Here is a 17,659-nt window from a genome sequence, read left to right as displayed (position 1 = left end):
AAATGCGGGTGGAAATCGTCTCTTATAGCCACCGATGTCCTTTAGAACCCGGCTTTCCGCAAAAAGAAGCTTCTAAGGGTCACGGATGTCCGCAGAATACAGTCCATTGCAATTGTATAAACTTTTCACACGCAAGCCAACGTCGCTGAAACTCATTTGTTCGACTTATATAGCAGAAGGAGTACAACCATGATTAGAAAATTATTGCCGGAAGATTTGGATCGCGTTATGACAATATGGCTGAATGCCAATAAAGAGGCTCATCCATTTATTGAAGCTGCATTTTGGGAACAAAATGCTCCTCTTGTAAAGGAACTGCTGCCGCAGGCGGAGGTTTGGGTTTACGAGGCGGAGGGCGAGATAGCGGGCTTTATTGGCTTGATGGATGATTATATTGCCGGCTTGTTCGTGGATGCCAGCCGCCGTTCCGGAGGGTTAGGCTCATCGTTGCTGAATCATTGCAAGCAGCAGGCTTCAAGTCTTACGTTAAAGGTTTATATCAAGAATGAAAAAGCAGTAGCGTTTTATAAACGTAATGGGTTTTCTGTAGCTGAAGAGCTGGCTAACGAGGAAACCGGCGGCGAAATGGAGTTTTTAATGCAGTGGAAAGCGGGGCTAGTGTAGCCTGAAGCATTAAAAAGCGCTGCAAACACTAACCAAGTCTGACCAATCCGCTCTGAATCGGACTCCTCTGTTTCAAATGCTGCATGAATGGGTAATACATCATGACAGGCAAAACAGAGGAGGCGGTTAATATATGGGAACTCCGTGGATTGAAATAACCATTGCTGTGTTTGTCCTAGCGAGTTTTCTGTTTATTACACTGCCGCTGGTCGTGCGGTCGCTGAAGCAATCAGGTCGGGGAGAACGAGCAGAGGATAAGGCGCTGTTGGAGGATGGAATATCCGCACGCGCAACGGTGATGTCGATTACGTCAACCAATGTGCAGCTTGACGATCAGCCCGTTGTCATTTTGGAGCTGGACGTTTCCTTGCCATATGGTTCAACGGAGAGGGTTGCGGTCCGAACGGCGATTCACGTCGCGAACGTTCCTTTATATCAGCCAGGCAATGAAATTGATGTGAAATATAAGGAAATGCCGGGAGGACTGCGGGTTGCAGTGGCAGGAGCTTATTCGCCATAACCCGCAAGCCTCCTTTTTTGTCGTGCTTTGTCGCGGTTACTTTATTTACATAATGTTTATTACTTACGAAAGCTTCCAAAGACGGCCCCTTAGCATTATTATAATTGTGAAAATATGCACAAGTGGGGGGCACGGTTTAAAATGAAAAAACAAGCAACGGCGGCTCTTATTTTTATTCTGTCGATCATGCTGGTGATTGCAGGCTGCGGCAGCAGCGGGGGCAACAATGGTAAAAATACCGAAAAACCAGGCAGCAGTCCAAGCGCAAGCAGCGAAAGCGGCAGCTCCGCCAATACGGCAGGCAACAAGGAAAACGGCGCGAAGGAAGAGGTGGAGGCGGTTTCCGGCGCTTCCGAGCTAAGCTACACTCCGCTGGACCAGTTGAAGGACAGCTATGACATTATCATTATAGGAGCTGGGGGAGCCGGCATGTCGGCTGCTCTGGAGGCCAAGGCCAAAGGCATGAACCCGGTCATTTTCGAAAAAATGCCGGTGGCTGGAGGAAATACGACCAAATCCTCCTCCGGTATGAACGCGTCTCAAACCAAGTTCCAGGAGGAGCAAGGAATACAAGACAGCAATGATTTGTTCTACGAAGAAACGCTGAAGGGCGGACGCAGCACCAACGATCAGGAAATGCTTCGTTATTTTGTGGATCATTCCGCAGATGCCATTGACTGGCTGGATTCCATCGGCATTCGTCTGAACAATCTTACCATTACCGGCGGCATGAGCCAGAAGCGCACTCATCGTCCTGAGGATGGCTCCGCAGTCGGCCAATATTTGGTGAACGGGCTGGTCAAAAACATTCATGAGCAAGGCATATCATTGTTTGTTAATGCCGATGTAAAGGAAATTACGGAAAAAGACGGCGCAGCAACGGGCGTCAAGGTTGTATTCAACCAGCAGGATGAAAAAACAATTACGGCAAAAGCAGTGGTTGTAACGACTGGCGGTTTCGGCTCCAACATGGACTTGATTAAAGAAGTAAGGCCGGACCTGGAGGGATATGTTACAACAAACCAGGTGGGCAGCACCGGCGACGGCATTTCGATGATTGAAAAGCTGGGCGGAACAACCGTTGACATGGATCAGATTCAGGTTCACCCTACCGTTCAACAGGACAAATCGTATTTGATCGGAGAGGCCGTTCGCGGCGAAGGAGCCATTATGGTATCCGCCGGGGGCAAGCGTTTTGGCAACGAGCTGGACACGCGGGACAAGGTGACGGCTTCTATTAACACATTGCCGGAAAAAGCGGCGATTCTTGTTTTTGATTCAGGGGTTAAAGCTCGCGTAAAGGCTATACAGCAATACGAAAAAATGGGCTTTGTCGTTGAAGGCGAAACTATCGAGGTTTTGGCCGAAAAAATCAATGTTCCTGCGAATCAGCTAAAGACTACGCTGGAGACATGGAACAATGCGGTTAAGGATAAAAATGACGGTGAGTTTGGCAGAACAACGGGCATCGACAACGATTTATCGGCAGCTCCTTATTACGCCATCAAGATTGCGCCCGGCATCCACTACACAATGGGCGGTGTCAAAATCAACACTAACACCGAAGTGCTGAATAAGGATGGCAAAGCCATTCCAGGGCTATACGCAGCGGGCGAAGTAACAGGAGGACTGCACGGACAAAATCGGATTGGCGGCAACTCCGTTGCGGAAATCATTATTTTTGGGCGTCAGGCGGGCGTTCAGTCCGCGGAATATGCAAGCGCGCATTAAGCTGCATGCATAGCTGTTTAGACCCATAGGTGCTTACACGATTAGCAAAGAACAAAAGTATATTGCAGTAAAAAAAGCATCTGTGCAGCCAAAGCCGCGGAAAAATGGGCTGTCCGAAAAGTCACGTGAAACGAATAAATATTCAGCGGAGAGGACCGGAGGGGAAAGGGTGTCTTGAGGGCGAGTTTTTTTGTCGGCTTTTATCCACTACAAAATAGGATCAAAATAAAGCAGACAAAAATGTTTGAGCTTCCAAGACACCCTTTTCCTGCAGGTACCGGTTTTGCTGAATATTTATTCACCGAAATAGACTTTTCGGACAGCCCCTTTTTGTGTTTTTCCCAAATGTACAGAGAAAAGCAAGCCTATAACGTGCGCAGCAGCAGCGGGGCGATCAAGGTCCGGAAAATATGAACCTGCTGGCTGCGGCGTTTGATTTTGTCAAAGGTAACGACAGCGGTCACTTCAAGACCGGGGACAACAGCGATGTATTGCCCGCCAAAGCCCAAAGCATAGAAATAAGGCAAGCTAACAGCTGCACCGGCTGCTGTTTCCCCGGTTATTTCGGAAATCCACCAATGCCAGCCGTATTCCGCCTGCACCGGAGCGGTTGCGGTTAATGCGGGCTTCAGCGCCTGCTGTACAATCTCGCGGGAAAGCAGCTCCTGCCCTTCCCAAATGCCTTGCGCCAGGAAAAGCTGCCCAAATTTCAACATATCGGGGGGAGTCAGCTTTAAGCCAAACCCTCCGGTATGGTTTCCGCCGGGATCTGTTTCCCAGCTGTAGTTTTGGATGCCAAGCGGGCCGAACAGATAACGTTCGGCAAACTCTGCCGTTGACAGGCCCGACGCTTGCCGGAGAATGGCTGACAACAGCTGAGAGCAGCCGGAGTTATAGACCATGACCGTTCCGGGAGAGTCCGCCATTGGCAGCTCCAGTACATGGCTGACCCAATCCGGCTGCTTCGTCATGACGGGAAAGGAGTTTAAGCCTCCAAATTCATTCCACCGAAAGCCCGCTGACATCGTCAAGAGATGTGCGATGGTAATTTCGCGTTTTCGTTTATCCGAGGACTGCAGCAAAGCAGGAAAAAAAGTGGATATCGGCGTATCCCAATGGGGGAGAATCTCTCGGTCAATTGCGATGCAGATCAAGGCGGACAGGATGCTTTTGGTACAGGAGTTGATTTTGGCCAAGGAGTCTGCCATATGCTCTTCCCTGTAATAGGTTAATAAAGCGGTTTGGCCCCGAGTAACAAGACAGCTGCCCGTTTCATGAGCAGCCAGCTCGGGCAGCAGAGAGGTTAGCGTAATGGTGGTTCATCCTTTCAAGACTGTTTTTGTTTAAACACATAAAAACAGGCGGCACCCGGCATGAAACGCCGAATGCCGCCTGCACTACCTGCGCCCCCTGCCGGAGGCAGCTTATTGACCGATTTGCTTGAATTCAGCCCACCGCAGCTGCAAGCCGGGTTTTGTATGCTCCAGCGTCAGCTCGTAGAGACCGCGCTCAAGCTCCACTTTTGCCAGACGCTGCAGGACCTGCTTGCCCTCTGTGCCGTTGCTTTGCACCGTAGCCGCCACCTTGCCGTTAAGAAGGAGGTTGCTTGCGCTTTGGGCCAGCTCCGTGCCTTCCGAAGCCAGGCTAACAACGATCCGGTATTGACCCGGGTGTTCAACACGGAAAAGGGCGGATTCGTTTTCCCCAATAGCTACCGGGGATTCAGGGCTTATCGCAATGGCCTGCGGAGCAGGCTCCAGCGCCGCGCTTGCGGAAATGACAGCTACGGTTTCTTCAATAACTTGATTTCTGGATGACACCGGCGCATTCAGCAGGAAGCGCAAAATGTTAAGAGCGGACCGCTGAAGCTCGCCGCGCGTCAGCGTGCCATTTGCCAGCGACTCTAACGTATTGTCCTCCCAAGCGTTGATCTCCGCGCCGTAGTTAGGCACAACCATATACAAATCATTTTGGGCGCGAACCATCCAGTTTGTATATTTGCGGTCCGGCTCGCCGCCTTCCGTTACATGGTTCATGACGGCCCACCAGTCCGTCATGACGATGCCTGTGAAGCCCCATTCTCCGCGTAGAATTGTCGTGTTCAGATCATAATTGGACGCCGCCCAATGTCCGTTGATGGGATTGTACGAGGTCATGATGGAGGTTGCCCCGCCATCCTTAACCGCGATTTCAAAGCCTTTAAGATATATTTCCCGCAGCGCGCGCTCTGATACGACGGCGTTGACCTTGGAACGGTATTTTTCCTGATTGTTGCAGGCAAAATGCTTAAGGGTGGCATGGGAGCCGCCTTTGGCTATGCCCTTTGTGCAGGCGGCCGCGAACAGGCCCGTTACAAGCGGGTCCTCCGAAAAATATTCAAAGTTCCGGCCATTCAGCGGACTGCGGCGAATGTTCAGGCCAGGCCCCAGCAGCGTATCGATTTCATTGCGGACCAGCTCTTGCCCTTCAAGCACATACAGCTCCTCGACCAGTCCGACATCCCAGGATGCCGCCAGCAGCGTGCCGATAGGAACCTGGGTTGCCTTGGCGCCGCAGTCCATTCGAATGCCGGAAGGACCGTCGGAGGTGCAGCCAACGGGAATACCGAAGCCAAGCAAGCTGTCGCTGACGCCGCCAAAGGCTGAAGCCGTTCCCGGCGTTACGAGCGGGCTGCTCATGCCTTCGCCGCGCACCAGAGCGGCAAGATCGTGATTGGATAGCTGGGCTGCAAAAGCTTCCAGCGATACCTTGCCTGCCTGAACATCCTTTAGCTTGTAGCCAAGATTGCCGGTATCGCCAAGCTCCGGCGGCAAATGACTCTGAATGCGGTCTTGCAGAGACACTGAGCGCTGCGGAACGGGGACGTATTCCAGCTCATAGGTTCCGTCCGCCTTACGAATGCCCGGCTTCATGCGCGAGAACGGCTGTACAGGCGCCATTGCTTCCTGCAGCTGCTTGACGACGCGCAGCTTGTCCACCGTATAACCTTCCTTGCCGTCCAGAACGATAGCAGTTGTGTTCCGCACGCTCGTTCCTGCAAAGAAGCGATAGAAGCCGGACTCCAGCACATAGGCGTGGGCATGGCCTGTAGCTCCGCTATCGTCATAGGACGCAAGGGAGTTTACGGAGAAGGAAAGGGTCAGCGTTTCGGAAGCTCCCGGCTGCAGAAGGCCGGTTTTCGCAAACGCTGCCAGTGACCGGACCGGCTGTCCAAGCGCGCCTTGAGGAGCCTCTGCATAAATCTGAATAACCTCCTTGCCGGCGTATTGGCTGCCCGTATTGGATACGGAAACCTTCAATTGGATGTATTCTTCGCCGCCCTTGGAAATGACCGCTGCAGCCTCCGGCTGGAAGCTGAAGGTGGAGTAGGACAAGCCAAAGCCAAATGGGAATTGCACTTTTTCAGGACAGAAGGTTTCAAAATAGCGGTAGCCGACATAAATATCCTCCTGATAGAGGCTTTCATGCTCTTGTCCGTAATTGCGGGTGGAGGGATAATCGTCAATGGAGTATGCAATGGTGTCCGTCAGCTTCCCGCTTGGCGTCACTTCACCGGACAATACGTCGGCAATGGCGTTGCCGCCCTCCATGCCGCCTTGCCAGGCATAAACCACGGAGGCGATAGGGTGAACGTAGTCGCTGTCGTCAAGCCAGCTCATGTCGATAATGTTGGATACGTTCAGCAAAACGATGACCTGGTCAAAATGCGAGGTTACCTTTTTCAGCATGTCCAGCTCTTCCGGCGTCAGCAAATAGCTGCCGGGTGCATTGGCGTTGTCCTGATCCTCGCCGGCCGTACGGCCTATAACCACGATAGCTTTGTTGGAGGTTTGTCTTGCAGCTGCAGCCAGCTCGTCGCTGATCGGCATTTCCTTCTGATGCCAAGGCTCCGAAGCCCAGCCGCCGCCGCCGTTATCAAACGGATTTTCCCCAATCCATTTTTCGTAGACGGCCGCAAGCTCCTCATTTATCGTAATAGCGGCTTTGCTCCGCAGGCCGTCCAGCAAATTGGTCGTATGCGTTACGTTAACGCTTCCCCCGGAGCCGGTGCCGCTTCTGTAATAGTTGATTTGCGTTCTGCCGAAAATCGCAACGTTGTCGCTGCTCACTAGCGGCAGCGCTGCGTTTTCATTTCTGAGAAGGACGGCGCCTTCCGCCGCGACCTTCCGGCTAAACTCTGCAAAGCCTTCCAGCGGGACGCCGATTAATGATTGACTCATGATACTCCTCCGATTCTCCCGTATGTGAGGGCGTGCATGCAAAACACTCCCCAGGTTGTTTTTGGTTCTTCTCTATTTTACCGGAATGTATATGGGAATAACAGGAGGGGGGAGCCATTACTTCGCCATGCGTTAAAAGCGAATTTCGGTATCAATGATACGTCTGTAGCGCCCCGTTACGTAGGCGAGATAACGTTTCAGCGCTTTCCAGCACACAAAAGCAATTCCTCCAACGATGCCGCCGATGACTACCCCGTAGAGCAGGCTTAATTGTGTAGGTACAACGTAGCTGCCAATATCCATGGTGATCCAGGTTACGCCAAACGTGCGGATAAAGCTGGCCAGCATAATAAGAGCGGCGCAGAAGCCAAAGCCATAAGCGATCGTGGCCAGCACCGGGACAACCATGACGCTTAACAAGCCGGTTGTGCAATAAAAACCGATAAGTCCAAAGACGTATTTGTATGAAAATGAAATATTTTGCGAGAGATATTCGCTGCGATAGGCCTTCGCCAGCTTTCGAGGGTCGCCAAGCCGGGCAAGAATGGCCGCTTCGGGCTGCCCCCCCAATATCCCTTCCGTAATGTGGCTTTCAATTTCCCGAACGGCGTCAAGCCGCTCTTCCTCCGGCAGTTTGTGCAGACATGCGTTCAATTTGTCCAAATAGGCTTTTCCCAGCGGACTCATTCGTCATCTTCCTTTCCAGCTTTTTCGATTTCGCTTACTGCGGACGATATTTTTTTCCATTCCAGAGCCATAGCGCCGAGCAGCAGCTTTCCGCTGTCGGTCAAGCTGTAATATTTGCGGGGAGGGCCGGAATCCGATTCCTGCCAAAAGGAATCCAGATGCTTTTCCTTTACCAGACGGCGCAGCAGCGGATACAACGTGCCCTCCGTAACGGCAAGGGTTTCCCATCGGTTCAGCAAGGTTATCAGCTCGTAGCCATAACAAGGTCTGGCACTAATAAGCGACAAAATGCAGTATTCCAAAATTCCTCTTCTGACCTGGGCGGTCCAATCCGGCATATCCATGGTATCGCTCCTTCTGAGACCCATGTTATCACACAGTACTTTGCAATACAAGGTACCGGATCTTAAAAATTGGACAGCGGGGGAGAAATGACTTTGCATCCTCGTCCATTTCATAGTATAAGTAGAGAAGGCGATTGGCATAACCGGGAAAGGGATACAACAACATGAATGCTATTTTATTGGCAAAAGGATTGATTATCGGAATCTCGATTGCAGCCCCCGTGGGACCAATCGGGATCTTGTGCATACGAAGAACGCTTGCGCAGGGCAGACTGTACGGGCTGGTCTCGGGTTTGGGAGCCGCCAGCGCGGATGCCTTGTATGGCTTGATCGCGGGTTTTGGCTTAAATATGGTGACAGCTTTTTTGACCGGAAACCGGCTTTGGATTCAATTGATCGGAGGTTTGTTTCTCTGTTATATGGGCATCCGCACCGCGTTATCCAAAGCGGCGGATGCCCCTCCTCAAAGCAATGGCAAGCATTTGCTGGGAGCGTACGCATCGGTATTTGTGCTTACCCTTGCCAATCCGGTTACTATACTGGCGTTTATGGGTATTTTTGCGGCAATGGGGCTTACGCAACATCATGCGGGATCGGCCTTGACGCTGATTTTGGGGGTGTTTGCCGGCTCGGCAATGTGGTGGATGCTGCTATGCATGGGCGTGGGCTTGTTCAGAAACAAGCTGAATACAAAAGGCTTGCAGATCATTAATATTGCTTCCGGAGCCATTATCGGAGTATTTGGCATTGTTACGCTTTCGGGCGTGCTGGACAGATGGCTTTAAAAGGAAGGTCAAAAGAGAAAAATTCCCGTGGACTGCTGGAATGGCAGAACACGGGATTTTTTTAAACGTTGAGTAGTGTCGAAATCAACGCGATGAGAGCAGGAAGACCCTGCATGACCAGAATGGACCGTTTGGTCGTCAAGCCGCCATACAAGGCAGCGACCAGCACGCAGCCCAGAAAAAACAATTGCAGCTGGTGGCCAAAGACCTCGTTGGGATGAATAAGGGCCCACAGAAGGCCGGCTGCCAGGAAGCCGTTGTAAAGACCTTGATTTCCGGCCATCGACTTCGTGGCTTCGGCTTGCTCGGGCGTAAGGCCAAATGCTTTTCTTCCTCTAGGTTTCGTCCAGAGAAACATCTCCAGAATTAAAATATACACATGCTCAATGGCAACCAAAGCCGTGAATATAGCAGCGATCATGCCGAAATCCTCCTCATGCTTTCTTATGTCGCCTATGTAGAAGCTTTAGCTATTATAGCAGAATAGCCTCAAATGTAACAGCGGCAGTTTCAGCTTGCTTTGCTGCTTTTTTTTCCTTTACGGAAAAATCCCACGAGGAATGCAACCGTCATTAAGAGCATCTGTGCCGGTATTAAATATCTGATAACGATATGAAAGCCGATCCATTGATGAACGGAATGGTTCGGTTCCAGAAAACAAACGCCATAAATGATTGGCGCAAGCACGACCGCACATGTCCGGTAGGGGATTTTCAGCAATGAACTGAGGGTCAGCGCCGCAGCCATAAAGAGGAGAGACAGCTTTATGAATAGTCCAATAATAATTAATACCGTAACGACAACGTCAAGGCGCTCCAGAAAATTTGCAAGCTGGATTAATTGGACAGCTTGAAGAAACGGAATCGTGCTGTATTCATTTAAGCCCGGACCTAATACAGACATAACCAGCATATGCATAAAAATGGAAAACAGCGCGGTCATGGTATAGGCTCTGTACGTTATTTTGCCTATTGCGGCAGAAGGTTTAACATATTTCCAGAAGACGAGCATTGTCAGGATTTGGGCGAAGGGGAAGGCTGTGAAATCCGGAAAAACAACCTTGAGAATGGGACCAATACCATCACTCATAATAGGCTGCAAGCGATGAAAGTCAGGCAAGCCTGCCTGAATAAGCAAAACGATAATGAGCAGATAGCCGAGCACAACAATTGGAAACAGCAGCTCCGCCAAGCGGAACAAAACCCGTGTACCGCCCCAAACCGCGTATAGCGAAAGCATAACCATCAGCAGCTTGATGCTCCATTCAGGAGTACGGCTAAGAATAGTCATAGCCGTCAGGTCGCTGAAATCCCTTATGTTGCGAGAGGCCTCGTATGCAAAAAAGAGACCTTGAGGAAAAGCCAGGGCAAAGCCAAGCCATTTGCCAAAAAGCTGCTGATAAAGCTCAGCCAAATCGGAATCCGGCGAACGGCGTTGAATGACCAGCAGCATCCATAAATAAAGAGAGCCGAATGCAGCGCCGATTAACAAGGCAATCCAGCTATCCTGTTTAAGCTGTCCCGGCGGCTTCAGAAGCGGAGTGTTTCCGATGAGAAACAGCAAAATCATGATGGCAAGCTGGAACTTGCCGATTTGAGCTTTAACCTGCATCATGGCACATTCACCTCCTTAAACTGTAGCTGCCGTTCCCGCGGAATATCTGCTCTTGCTGCTTAGCTCCGGGCTTTCTTCTGAATGCTTTTAAAGTTTTGATTGCTGAAGCCAATGCGGACAAGCTTGAAATGAACATCGATTTCAGGCTCTATTGCGGCAAAGCTGGTGTTCCAGTCCTGCTTTAGCTTCTTCCATTGTTGTGGATAGGTGCGATTTATTAAGGCTCCAAAACCAACGATATCCGTTTCCAGGCGGCTTATAGCCTTCCAGCTCTTCATCATTTCGCTTTTGATCTCTTCGGCAATACGCTCCTCTGTCTGCTTCAGGCTTTTTGGATCCTCCAAATTATCGGCACACGTATATTCCAGCAGCGTCCCCTCCGCTTTGACATGAAGATACATCTTTATCCGGCCATCTGGCAGCAGCTCCGGCTTTCGTTCAGCGCCAGCTTTTGCAACGATGACCGAGGAGGATTTGGGAGCTTCGCTGTTCCCGGAGCAATTAAACGGTATAGTGACTCGCTTTATTTGGTTGGAAAGCCACATGACGCCGGCAGCCTCCTCCTGGCTGAGCCATCCTTTCAGCTTGTCGCCTGACAGGACCGCCAAATCGCCAAATTTGATTTTGGCAGCCGTTGAAGTTGTTTTGAGAGAATCCAGAGAATTGAGCGCTTGCCTGGAGCCAGCAATCATAAGCTGTGGGATGCCTGTCGACTGGCCGGGACCCAGCAAATCCTGCAAAATCCGGTATATGGTCATATCGGGATAAAGCGAATTGCTGTTAGCCTCATTTTTAACAAGCTGTTTGATGGCGGTGCCCGGAATTTTTTCGATAGGAAGCAATTGCTCGATGAGTGTGCGGGCTTTGCCCTTGGCTATAAACATGGAAACCGTCTCGCGCGCTTCCGTATTTCGCATATAAATTTCGAGAATGGTAGAGATGCCCTTTTTGGCGGCCGCTTCGCTTACGACAATGATCTGGTTATGGGCAAAATAAAGCTTGCGCGACATCTCCCGGCTCGCATCGCCGATCGCCTTGCGCATGCTCGTACCTTCGGTTGAAAACACGTTGACGGGAGCGTCCCCTCTGGACGAACCGCCGCTCTGGGAGGAAATCGCTTGCGGAATAACAAGCTGATAGGACACTACCCACTTGCCGTTGTCCCAGTCCAAGGCCGTTGCGGTGACGATGCCGATTTCATTCATTTCCACCCGGTTCCAGCAGCCGGCAAGGGGCAACATCATGACGAGAGAACACAGCAGCGTCAACAGCCGTTTTTTCATACAATCCCCTCCCTTGTGCTCCGTATCGGTTTATTCCTGCTTGCTTCTCCTGTTAATCACATTTCCGGCTTTCTGCTTAAGCAGATATTTCATCGGCGCGCGGATGAAGTTGTCCTTCATTTTGGACCAGTCAAAGGGAGCGATAGGGGACATATAGGGCATGCCAAACGATTCCAGCCCCGCCAGATGGATCAGCACGGTAAGAATGCCGGATACAATCCCTATAAAACCAAAAACTCCTGCCAGGAGCATAAACGTAAACCGGATTAGCCGGGCCGAGATAGCGATATTCAATTGGGGGATGACAAAGTTGCAGATTGCGGTAAAGGACACAACCATAACCATACCGGCGGATACAATACCGGCTTCCACTGCGGCTTGTCCCAGCACCAGCGCGCCGACAATGGAAATGGCGGGGCCGATTGCGCGAGGCATTCGGACGCCTGCTTCCCGCAATACCTCGAAGGTCAGCTCCATGAGGAGCGCTTCGACCAGCCCCGGAAAAGGGATGCCTTCCCGCTGGGCGGCGAGCGTAATGAGCAGCGTTGTGGGCAGCATTTCCTGATGGAAGGTGGTGACGGCGATATACAAAGCCGGCAGCGTCATGGATATAAAGAAGGCGGTAAATCGAATCAGCCGTAAAAAGGAGGCGATGTCGAAGCGGTTGTAATAGTCCTCTGGCGTATGAAACAGCTGAAACAGGGTCACCGGAGCCAGCAGCACAAACGGCGAACCGTCTACCATAATTGCGATTTGGCCTTCCAGAATGCCGCCGGCGATGGCATCCGGGCGTTCTGTGTTTTTCATGGTTGGAAAGGGGGTGTAGATCCGGTCCTGAATGAGCGATTCGATATATCCGCTCTCCAGCACGCTGCTTATCTGTAACGCTTCGATCCGGCTCCTGATTGTATTTACAATTTCGGGCTCGGCAACGTCGTCCAGGTAAAGAAGGGCCACCTGAGTACGCGTCTCGCTGCCTACCTGCAGAGAATCGATATGCAGGCTGGGCGAGCGGATAATTTGCCTGACCAGGTTGATATTGGTGCCGATATTTTCGTTGAAGCTTTGCTGCGGCCCCCTCAGCACCGTTTCCGCAGTAGGCTCGCTGACCTGGCGGCCCTCCATATTGCTGATGTGGATCAGCAGGCCGCAAGCCGCGCCTTGAACAAGCAGGAGGCAGTAGCCATCCAGCAGCCGCTGTATGCATTCGTCGATATCCGTCGTAATATAAGCCGCGCCAACTTCAACCACGCGCTCCAAAATGATGTGGACAAGCTTTTCGTTTCGTGCTTCCGTTCGCAAAATGGTGGACATCAGAGGGCGCAAAATGTATTCGTTCAGAGTTGTTTCGTCCGTAAGCTCGCCGATGTAGACGGCTGTCATGGGAACTTCAGGAGCTAGTTGGCTTCCGATGGGACGTATTTCAAGATCGGAGCTGTTGTGCAAATCCGTCTTGAGCTTGTCCAGGTTGTCCTTAAGAGAAGAGCCGAGCTTGCTGCTGCCCCCGTGCTTTGCGCGCGTTCTCTGACCAGTGTTTTTCATTTGTTGTTTTACGCCGGAGCCCTGTTTGCCGAAAAACACCGCGAACCCCTCCTCGAATTCCGTTCTTTGTTCAGCTTATTTGAAAAGCACATGTCCATAATCTGGCTGAAAAGTCTCTATAATATGTATGGCTCAAACCAGAAATCAGTGCTTGACATGGGCCGAGATGAGGCGCTACGGGACAGAGGGTTCTTCCGATCGCTGTTAAAGCCCGATTCCTTTTATTTTTATGAGGACTATGGTGGGAATCGGTCTTTAAAGGCGAACACTTCAAATGTTCTGAAAGAACATCGCTTCGTAAGCATATGCCTTCTCCAGAATCCCTCCGCCCCTCCGCTAAGCTCTGTTTTCTGTCAAGCACTGGGGCGATGCGAGAGAGGTCGCGGCGCGGCTGGATTTGTTAGCCGAAAACGGCTTCCATTGCGGCTTGACTGAATTCCCGGAGGAAGGCCATGTTAGCGTTTTGCCGGCGGCCATCAGCAGAACGGTCAAATTTGCGTTGGGTTAATCGCCGGAGTGCCCCTCAGGCGCAGATGTAACGTCATTTTCCATAATTGGGATTCATTTTCCTTTTTCTGCTTCCGATAATAGAAGTGAGGCTTCTATTATCGCTCCAATCAAAAAAGGAGAATGCAACCATGAGTAGATTATTGAATATGACGGTCAAAATGAAGCTGATAATCGCAATGATATGTGCTGTGGCAATTCCTGCGGCCGCAATAGGCTTCGCTTCGATTCAAACCTCGAAAACAGCAACGCAGCAAAGCATTATGGATAGCGCAAGCCAATATGTATCGATAGTCAATTCGATCGTTAACGATGCGCTTTTGCGAAAAAGGGTGGATGCCGATTATTTCATGACTGCGATTACAGGCAATATGATTGACGGTGCCGATAGCCCGCTAATCGTTTCACGGTTTAAGCAATATCTGGCACTGCATCCCGAGGTGGCGGATATTTTTATCGGCACGGAGGAAGGGTTGATGATCCGCGGCGTGCCCAAGGACGACACCAATTACGATCCCCGCAACCGCGATTGGTATAAGCTGGGGCTTGAAGCCGGCGGAGAAATAGCGATGACCGGTGTTGCCATCAATACATCCGGCGAGCCTGCAATCGTTTTGTCCAGACAGCTTGCGGATAAATCCGGTGTTCTTGGCATATCGCTGAATATGGAAAGCCTGCGTGAAATGACTGAGATAGCGGTGGGCAAAGACGGCTATGTGCTGCTGCTCGACAATTACGGGAAGGTGATTCAGCATCCTGTGCTGGAGGCGGCTGCAGACGGCGACCCCGTTTATACGGAAAAAATGTTTGAAAAGGACAGCGGAATTATTGACTATCCACTGGATGGCCGGGATAAAAAGATGATGTTTGAAACAAATGAGCTGTCAGGCTGGAAGATTGGCGGCTCCATGTATGTGGATGAAATCAACGAAGTATCCAACGGCATTGCCAGAGTTGTTATTTGGACGGTATGCATTACTTTAGTCATTCTTATACCTGTCAGCATTTTGCTGGTCAATTCCATTACGCGGCCGCTGCAAAGGCTGCAAAAGGTGGCGGAAAAGGCGGCTGGCGGCGACTTGACCGAGGTCATTCGCATATCCCGCAAGGACGAGATCGGAAAGCTGGCGTCCAGCTTCGGAACCATGATAGAAAGTTTGCGGGGCATGATTATCCGCGTGCAGGCTACGACGGGACAGCTTACGGCCTCGTCCGAGGAGCTGGCGGCCGGCGCGCAGCAAACAAGCAGCGCGGTTGTCCATGTCAGCGAATCGCTGGAGGGTCTTGCATCGGGAAGCGAGCGCCAGGTAGTCAGCGTTCAGCAGGGCTCGCAAAACATGGGGCTTATTTCGGAGGAAATTGTTCAGCTTTCGCAACGGATGGAGGAAATTTCATCCGGCATGATGGACGCGCAAGCTTCCGTCCGCGAAGGCACGGCAGCCGCCGATACGGCAACCCGGCAAATTTACACGGTGCAGGAAGCCGTCATGAGGCTTGGCGAGGTTGTGGTTACGCTGGAGAGCCGCTCCCATGAAATTGGGCAAATCGTGGAAGTGATATCGGAGATTGCCCAGCAAACAAATTTGCTCGCTCTGAATGCTTCAATTGAAGCCGCGAGAGCGGGCGAGCATGGGCGCGGTTTTGCGGTGGTTGCCTCCGAGGTGCGCAAGCTGGCGGGAAATTCAGAGCAGGCTGCCGCGCAAATCAGCGGTTTGATTGCTAACGTGCATACCGACATGGCGGAGGTCGCAACCGAAATGGGTATCGCACGCGATAGGGTTGTTGCGGGCATGGAGGCGGTTCGCGTTTCGGAAAAATCCTTTACCCGCATATCCGGCAATGTGGATGAATCCTCCGAAACGCTGGAGAAGGTGTCCAACGCTTTTGCAGAAATGACGGATACCATTGCCGGATCGGTTCGTCAAATGGAGCATATCCGAGCCATCTCGGAGCAATCCGCAAGTATAACGGATACGGTCTCGGCAGCAACCGAGCAGCAGTTAGCCTCCATCGAGGAAGTGGCTGCCTCCGCAACAGAGCTGAGCAAGCTGGCGGAGCAGCTTCAGCAGATGGTATTGCGCTTCAAGCTGTAAGCTGGATAAAGCTACTATGCTACAAGCCGCAGGCAGGGTGAAGCTATTGCGCTTAAATGCGCAGGGAGGGTGAAGCTATTGCGCTTAAATGCGCAGCAGCAAGCAGATATAGACATAAAAAACGGCAGTCTTGCGGGCGGAAATATGACCCTGTCAGGCTGCCGTTTTATTGCGTGGGAGCGTAGAAGTGATAGAAGTAACAAACCGGATAATCTAGTTGAACGGCCTGATGAGTTCAAAATGAAAAAAACGATCATTTTTCCGGCTTCTGAAGAGCCGCTTTTTGAAAAATATGATTACAGTCATATCATTGGGCACATAACACGGCATACCATTAAAGCATAAGGTATCGGCGTATGGCGGACTGCTGCACGCGATACAAATGGAGGTGCGAGAAATGGATCTGAATGCGTTGTTTCAACCCTGCAAAGCAGGCAAGCTGGAGCTTGGCAATCGTTTGGCCATGGCTCCGATGACGCGGAAATTTTCACCTGGCGGCGTACCGGGCGATGATGTGGCAGCTTATTATAAGCGAAGAGCGGCTGGCGGAATTGGATTGATCATAACGGAGGGAACGGCGATTGACCATCCTGCTGCGGTTAATCATGATGCCATACCGCGCTTTTATGGAGAAGAGGCGCTGCAAGGCTGGGAGAGGGTAGTATCCGAGGTTCATGAGGCGGGAGGCAAAATCATTCCGCAGCTTTGGCATGTCGGCGCGGCGCGCAAGCGTGGCGACAAGCCGTTCCCGAAGCAGATTCCCGTGGGACCCTCCGGCCTGACTCCAGCCGGCGTCAAAATCGCGGAGCCGATGAAGGAAAGCGAAATCGCCGATATAATCGAAGCGTTTGGCCAAGCGGCTGCCGAAGCCAAACGGATCGGCTTTGACGGTATTGAGCTGCATGGCGCGCACGGCTACTTGATTGATCAGTTCTTTTGGTCAAAGACGAACAAAAGAAAGGATGCTTACGGCGGAGACCTGAGGGCGCGCCTGAAATTCGGCATTGAAGTCGTTGAGGCATGCCGCAGGGCCATAGGTCCCGACTTTCCGATCGTCTTTCGTTTCTCGCAGTGGAAAACGGGCAATTACGAGGCAAAGCTTGCGGATACGCCCAAGCAGCTTGCGTCGTTTCTGGAGCCGCTTGCGGCAGCGGGCGTTGATGTGTTTCATTGCTCCACCAGACGGTTCTGGCTGCCGGAGTTCCAGGATTCCGGGCTAAATCTTGCGGGCTGGACCAAAAAGCTGACCGGATTACCTACCATTACTGTTGGTTCTGTTGGCTTGGATAGCGATTTCGTCAACCGCAGCACAGAAGCCGCAAATCCGACGCTAGATAACCTGGAGCGGTTGATGGACCGGCTTCATAATGATGAATTTGACCTCGTTGCAATCGGGCGAGCCTTAATCGCCGATCCTGAATGGGCGCTCAAAATAAAAGAGGGCAGATTTAGCGAAATTGTGCCTTATACGCACGACTCCGAAAAAACGCTGAATTAGAAGCATAAACCGGATAGCAGGGTTGTTTGATTGTCAGCAAGCGAGCCGCGTTTGGCTGGATGAGCTTTTGATTGCTGTGAGCGGTTTTTGCTGTGTTAGATTTATACTTTATTTGGATTATGTTGCATTCAGACATGACTTATGCAGTTCGCGAGATTAACTGGTAATGGTGAGAATCTATGCTTGAATAAACTGGCCACCAAGACATAGA

At 51.4% G+C, this 17,659-nt stretch carries 15 protein-coding genes; 7 read left to right on the top strand and 8 right to left on the bottom strand.

All coding sequences use genetic code 11. The features are described 5' to 3' along the window. Positions 1–189: 189 nt before the first annotated feature. The 3 genes from A7K91_RS18045 to A7K91_RS18035 all read left to right on the top strand — a co-directional run bounded on the left by A7K91_RS18045 (position 190) and on the right by A7K91_RS18035 (position 2,875). On the top strand, positions 190–624 hold the full coding sequence (locus A7K91_RS18045) for an N-acetyltransferase (protein ID WP_068685290.1): 435 nt from the start codon (positions 190–192) through the stop codon (positions 622–624). A gap of 133 nt (positions 625–757) precedes the next feature. After that, positions 758–1,144 (top strand): hypothetical protein, encoded by a 387-nt coding sequence (locus A7K91_RS18040; protein ID WP_068685288.1) that lies wholly within the window; start codon positions 758–760, stop codon positions 1,142–1,144. A gap of 141 nt (positions 1,145–1,285) precedes the next feature. Beyond that, on the top strand, positions 1,286–2,875 hold the full coding sequence (locus A7K91_RS18035) for a flavocytochrome c (RefSeq protein WP_068685285.1): 1,590 nt from the start codon (positions 1,286–1,288) through the stop codon (positions 2,873–2,875). Positions 2,876–3,240: 365 nt separating this feature from the next. Here the strand turns inward: A7K91_RS18035 and A7K91_RS18030 are convergent, their stop codons facing one another. The 4 genes from A7K91_RS18030 to A7K91_RS18015 form a co-directional block, all read right to left on the bottom strand. Continuing rightward, on the bottom strand, positions 3,241–4,161 hold the full coding sequence (locus A7K91_RS18030) for a serine hydrolase domain-containing protein (RefSeq protein ID WP_342671749.1): 921 nt from the start codon (positions 4,159–4,161) through the stop codon (positions 3,241–3,243). Positions 4,162–4,299: 138 nt separating this feature from the next. After that, positions 4,300–7,095 (bottom strand): glycoside hydrolase family 3 protein, encoded by a 2,796-nt coding sequence (locus A7K91_RS18025; RefSeq protein WP_068685281.1) that lies wholly within the window; start codon positions 7,093–7,095, stop codon positions 4,300–4,302. A 132-nt stretch (positions 7,096–7,227) separates the two neighbouring features. After that, positions 7,228–7,782 (bottom strand): DUF1700 domain-containing protein, encoded by a 555-nt coding sequence (locus tag A7K91_RS18020; protein WP_068685279.1) that lies wholly within the window; start codon positions 7,780–7,782, stop codon positions 7,228–7,230. Beyond that, entirely contained in the window at positions 7,779–8,126 is a 348-nt protein-coding gene (locus tag A7K91_RS18015) for a PadR family transcriptional regulator (protein WP_068685277.1), read from the bottom strand. Before A7K91_RS18015 ends, A7K91_RS18020 begins: the two co-directional genes overlap by 4 nt. Before the next feature lie 164 nt (positions 8,127–8,290). Between A7K91_RS18015 and A7K91_RS18010 the strand changes: the two genes are divergently transcribed. Next, positions 8,291–8,911: a LysE family translocator gene (locus A7K91_RS18010; RefSeq protein WP_068685275.1), complete on the top strand. Its 621-nt coding sequence runs from the start codon at positions 8,291–8,293 to the stop codon at positions 8,909–8,911. Positions 8,912–8,972: 61 nt separating this feature from the next. On the opposite strand, the gene A7K91_RS18005 is transcribed toward A7K91_RS18010, so the two are convergent. The 4 genes from A7K91_RS18005 to A7K91_RS17990 form a co-directional block, all read right to left on the bottom strand. After that, a complete protein-coding gene (locus A7K91_RS18005) occupies positions 8,973–9,332 on the bottom strand; it encodes a DUF1304 domain-containing protein (RefSeq protein ID WP_068685273.1) in 360 nt (119 codons plus the stop codon). An 89-nt stretch (positions 9,333–9,421) separates the two neighbouring features. Beyond that, positions 9,422–10,525: a GerAB/ArcD/ProY family transporter gene (locus A7K91_RS18000; protein WP_068685271.1), complete on the bottom strand. Its 1,104-nt coding sequence runs from the start codon at positions 10,523–10,525 to the stop codon at positions 9,422–9,424. Positions 10,526–10,584: 59 nt separating this feature from the next. Then, positions 10,585–11,808 carry a Ger(x)C family spore germination protein gene (locus tag A7K91_RS17995; RefSeq protein ID WP_068685269.1) on the bottom strand — a complete coding sequence of 408 codons (1,224 nt, stop codon included), beginning with the start codon at positions 11,806–11,808 and terminating at the stop codon, positions 10,585–10,587. A 30-nt stretch (positions 11,809–11,838) separates the two neighbouring features. Beyond that, on the bottom strand, positions 11,839–13,389 hold the full coding sequence (locus A7K91_RS17990) for a spore germination protein (RefSeq protein WP_245697633.1): 1,551 nt from the start codon (positions 13,387–13,389) through the stop codon (positions 11,839–11,841). Positions 13,390–13,988: 599 nt separating this feature from the next. Between A7K91_RS17990 and A7K91_RS17985 the strand changes: the two genes are divergently transcribed. The 3 genes from A7K91_RS17985 to A7K91_RS17975 all read left to right on the top strand — a co-directional run bounded on the left by A7K91_RS17985 (position 13,989) and on the right by A7K91_RS17975 (position 17,448). Further along, the gene (locus tag A7K91_RS17985; RefSeq protein ID WP_068685267.1) at positions 13,989–15,950 is read left to right on the top strand and encodes a methyl-accepting chemotaxis protein; all 1,962 of its coding nucleotides are present in this window, start codon (positions 13,989–13,991) and stop codon (positions 15,948–15,950) included. Positions 15,951–16,028: 78 nt separating this feature from the next. Continuing rightward, positions 16,029–16,295: a hypothetical protein gene (locus A7K91_RS17980; RefSeq protein ID WP_068685265.1), complete on the top strand. Its 267-nt coding sequence runs from the start codon at positions 16,029–16,031 to the stop codon at positions 16,293–16,295. 52 nt (positions 16,296–16,347) lie between these two features. Next, positions 16,348–17,448, top strand: a complete 1,101-nt coding sequence (locus A7K91_RS17975; RefSeq protein ID WP_068685263.1) for an NADH:flavin oxidoreductase — start codon at positions 16,348–16,350, stop codon at positions 17,446–17,448. Positions 17,449–17,659: the final 211 nt, after the last annotated feature.

Origin of the sequence: Paenibacillus oryzae (assembly GCF_001675045.1) — a bacterium.
Lineage (GTDB): Bacteria > Bacillota > Bacilli > Paenibacillales > Paenibacillaceae > Pristimantibacillus > Pristimantibacillus oryzae.
This window is presented reverse-complemented; position numbering and strand designations above follow the sequence as displayed.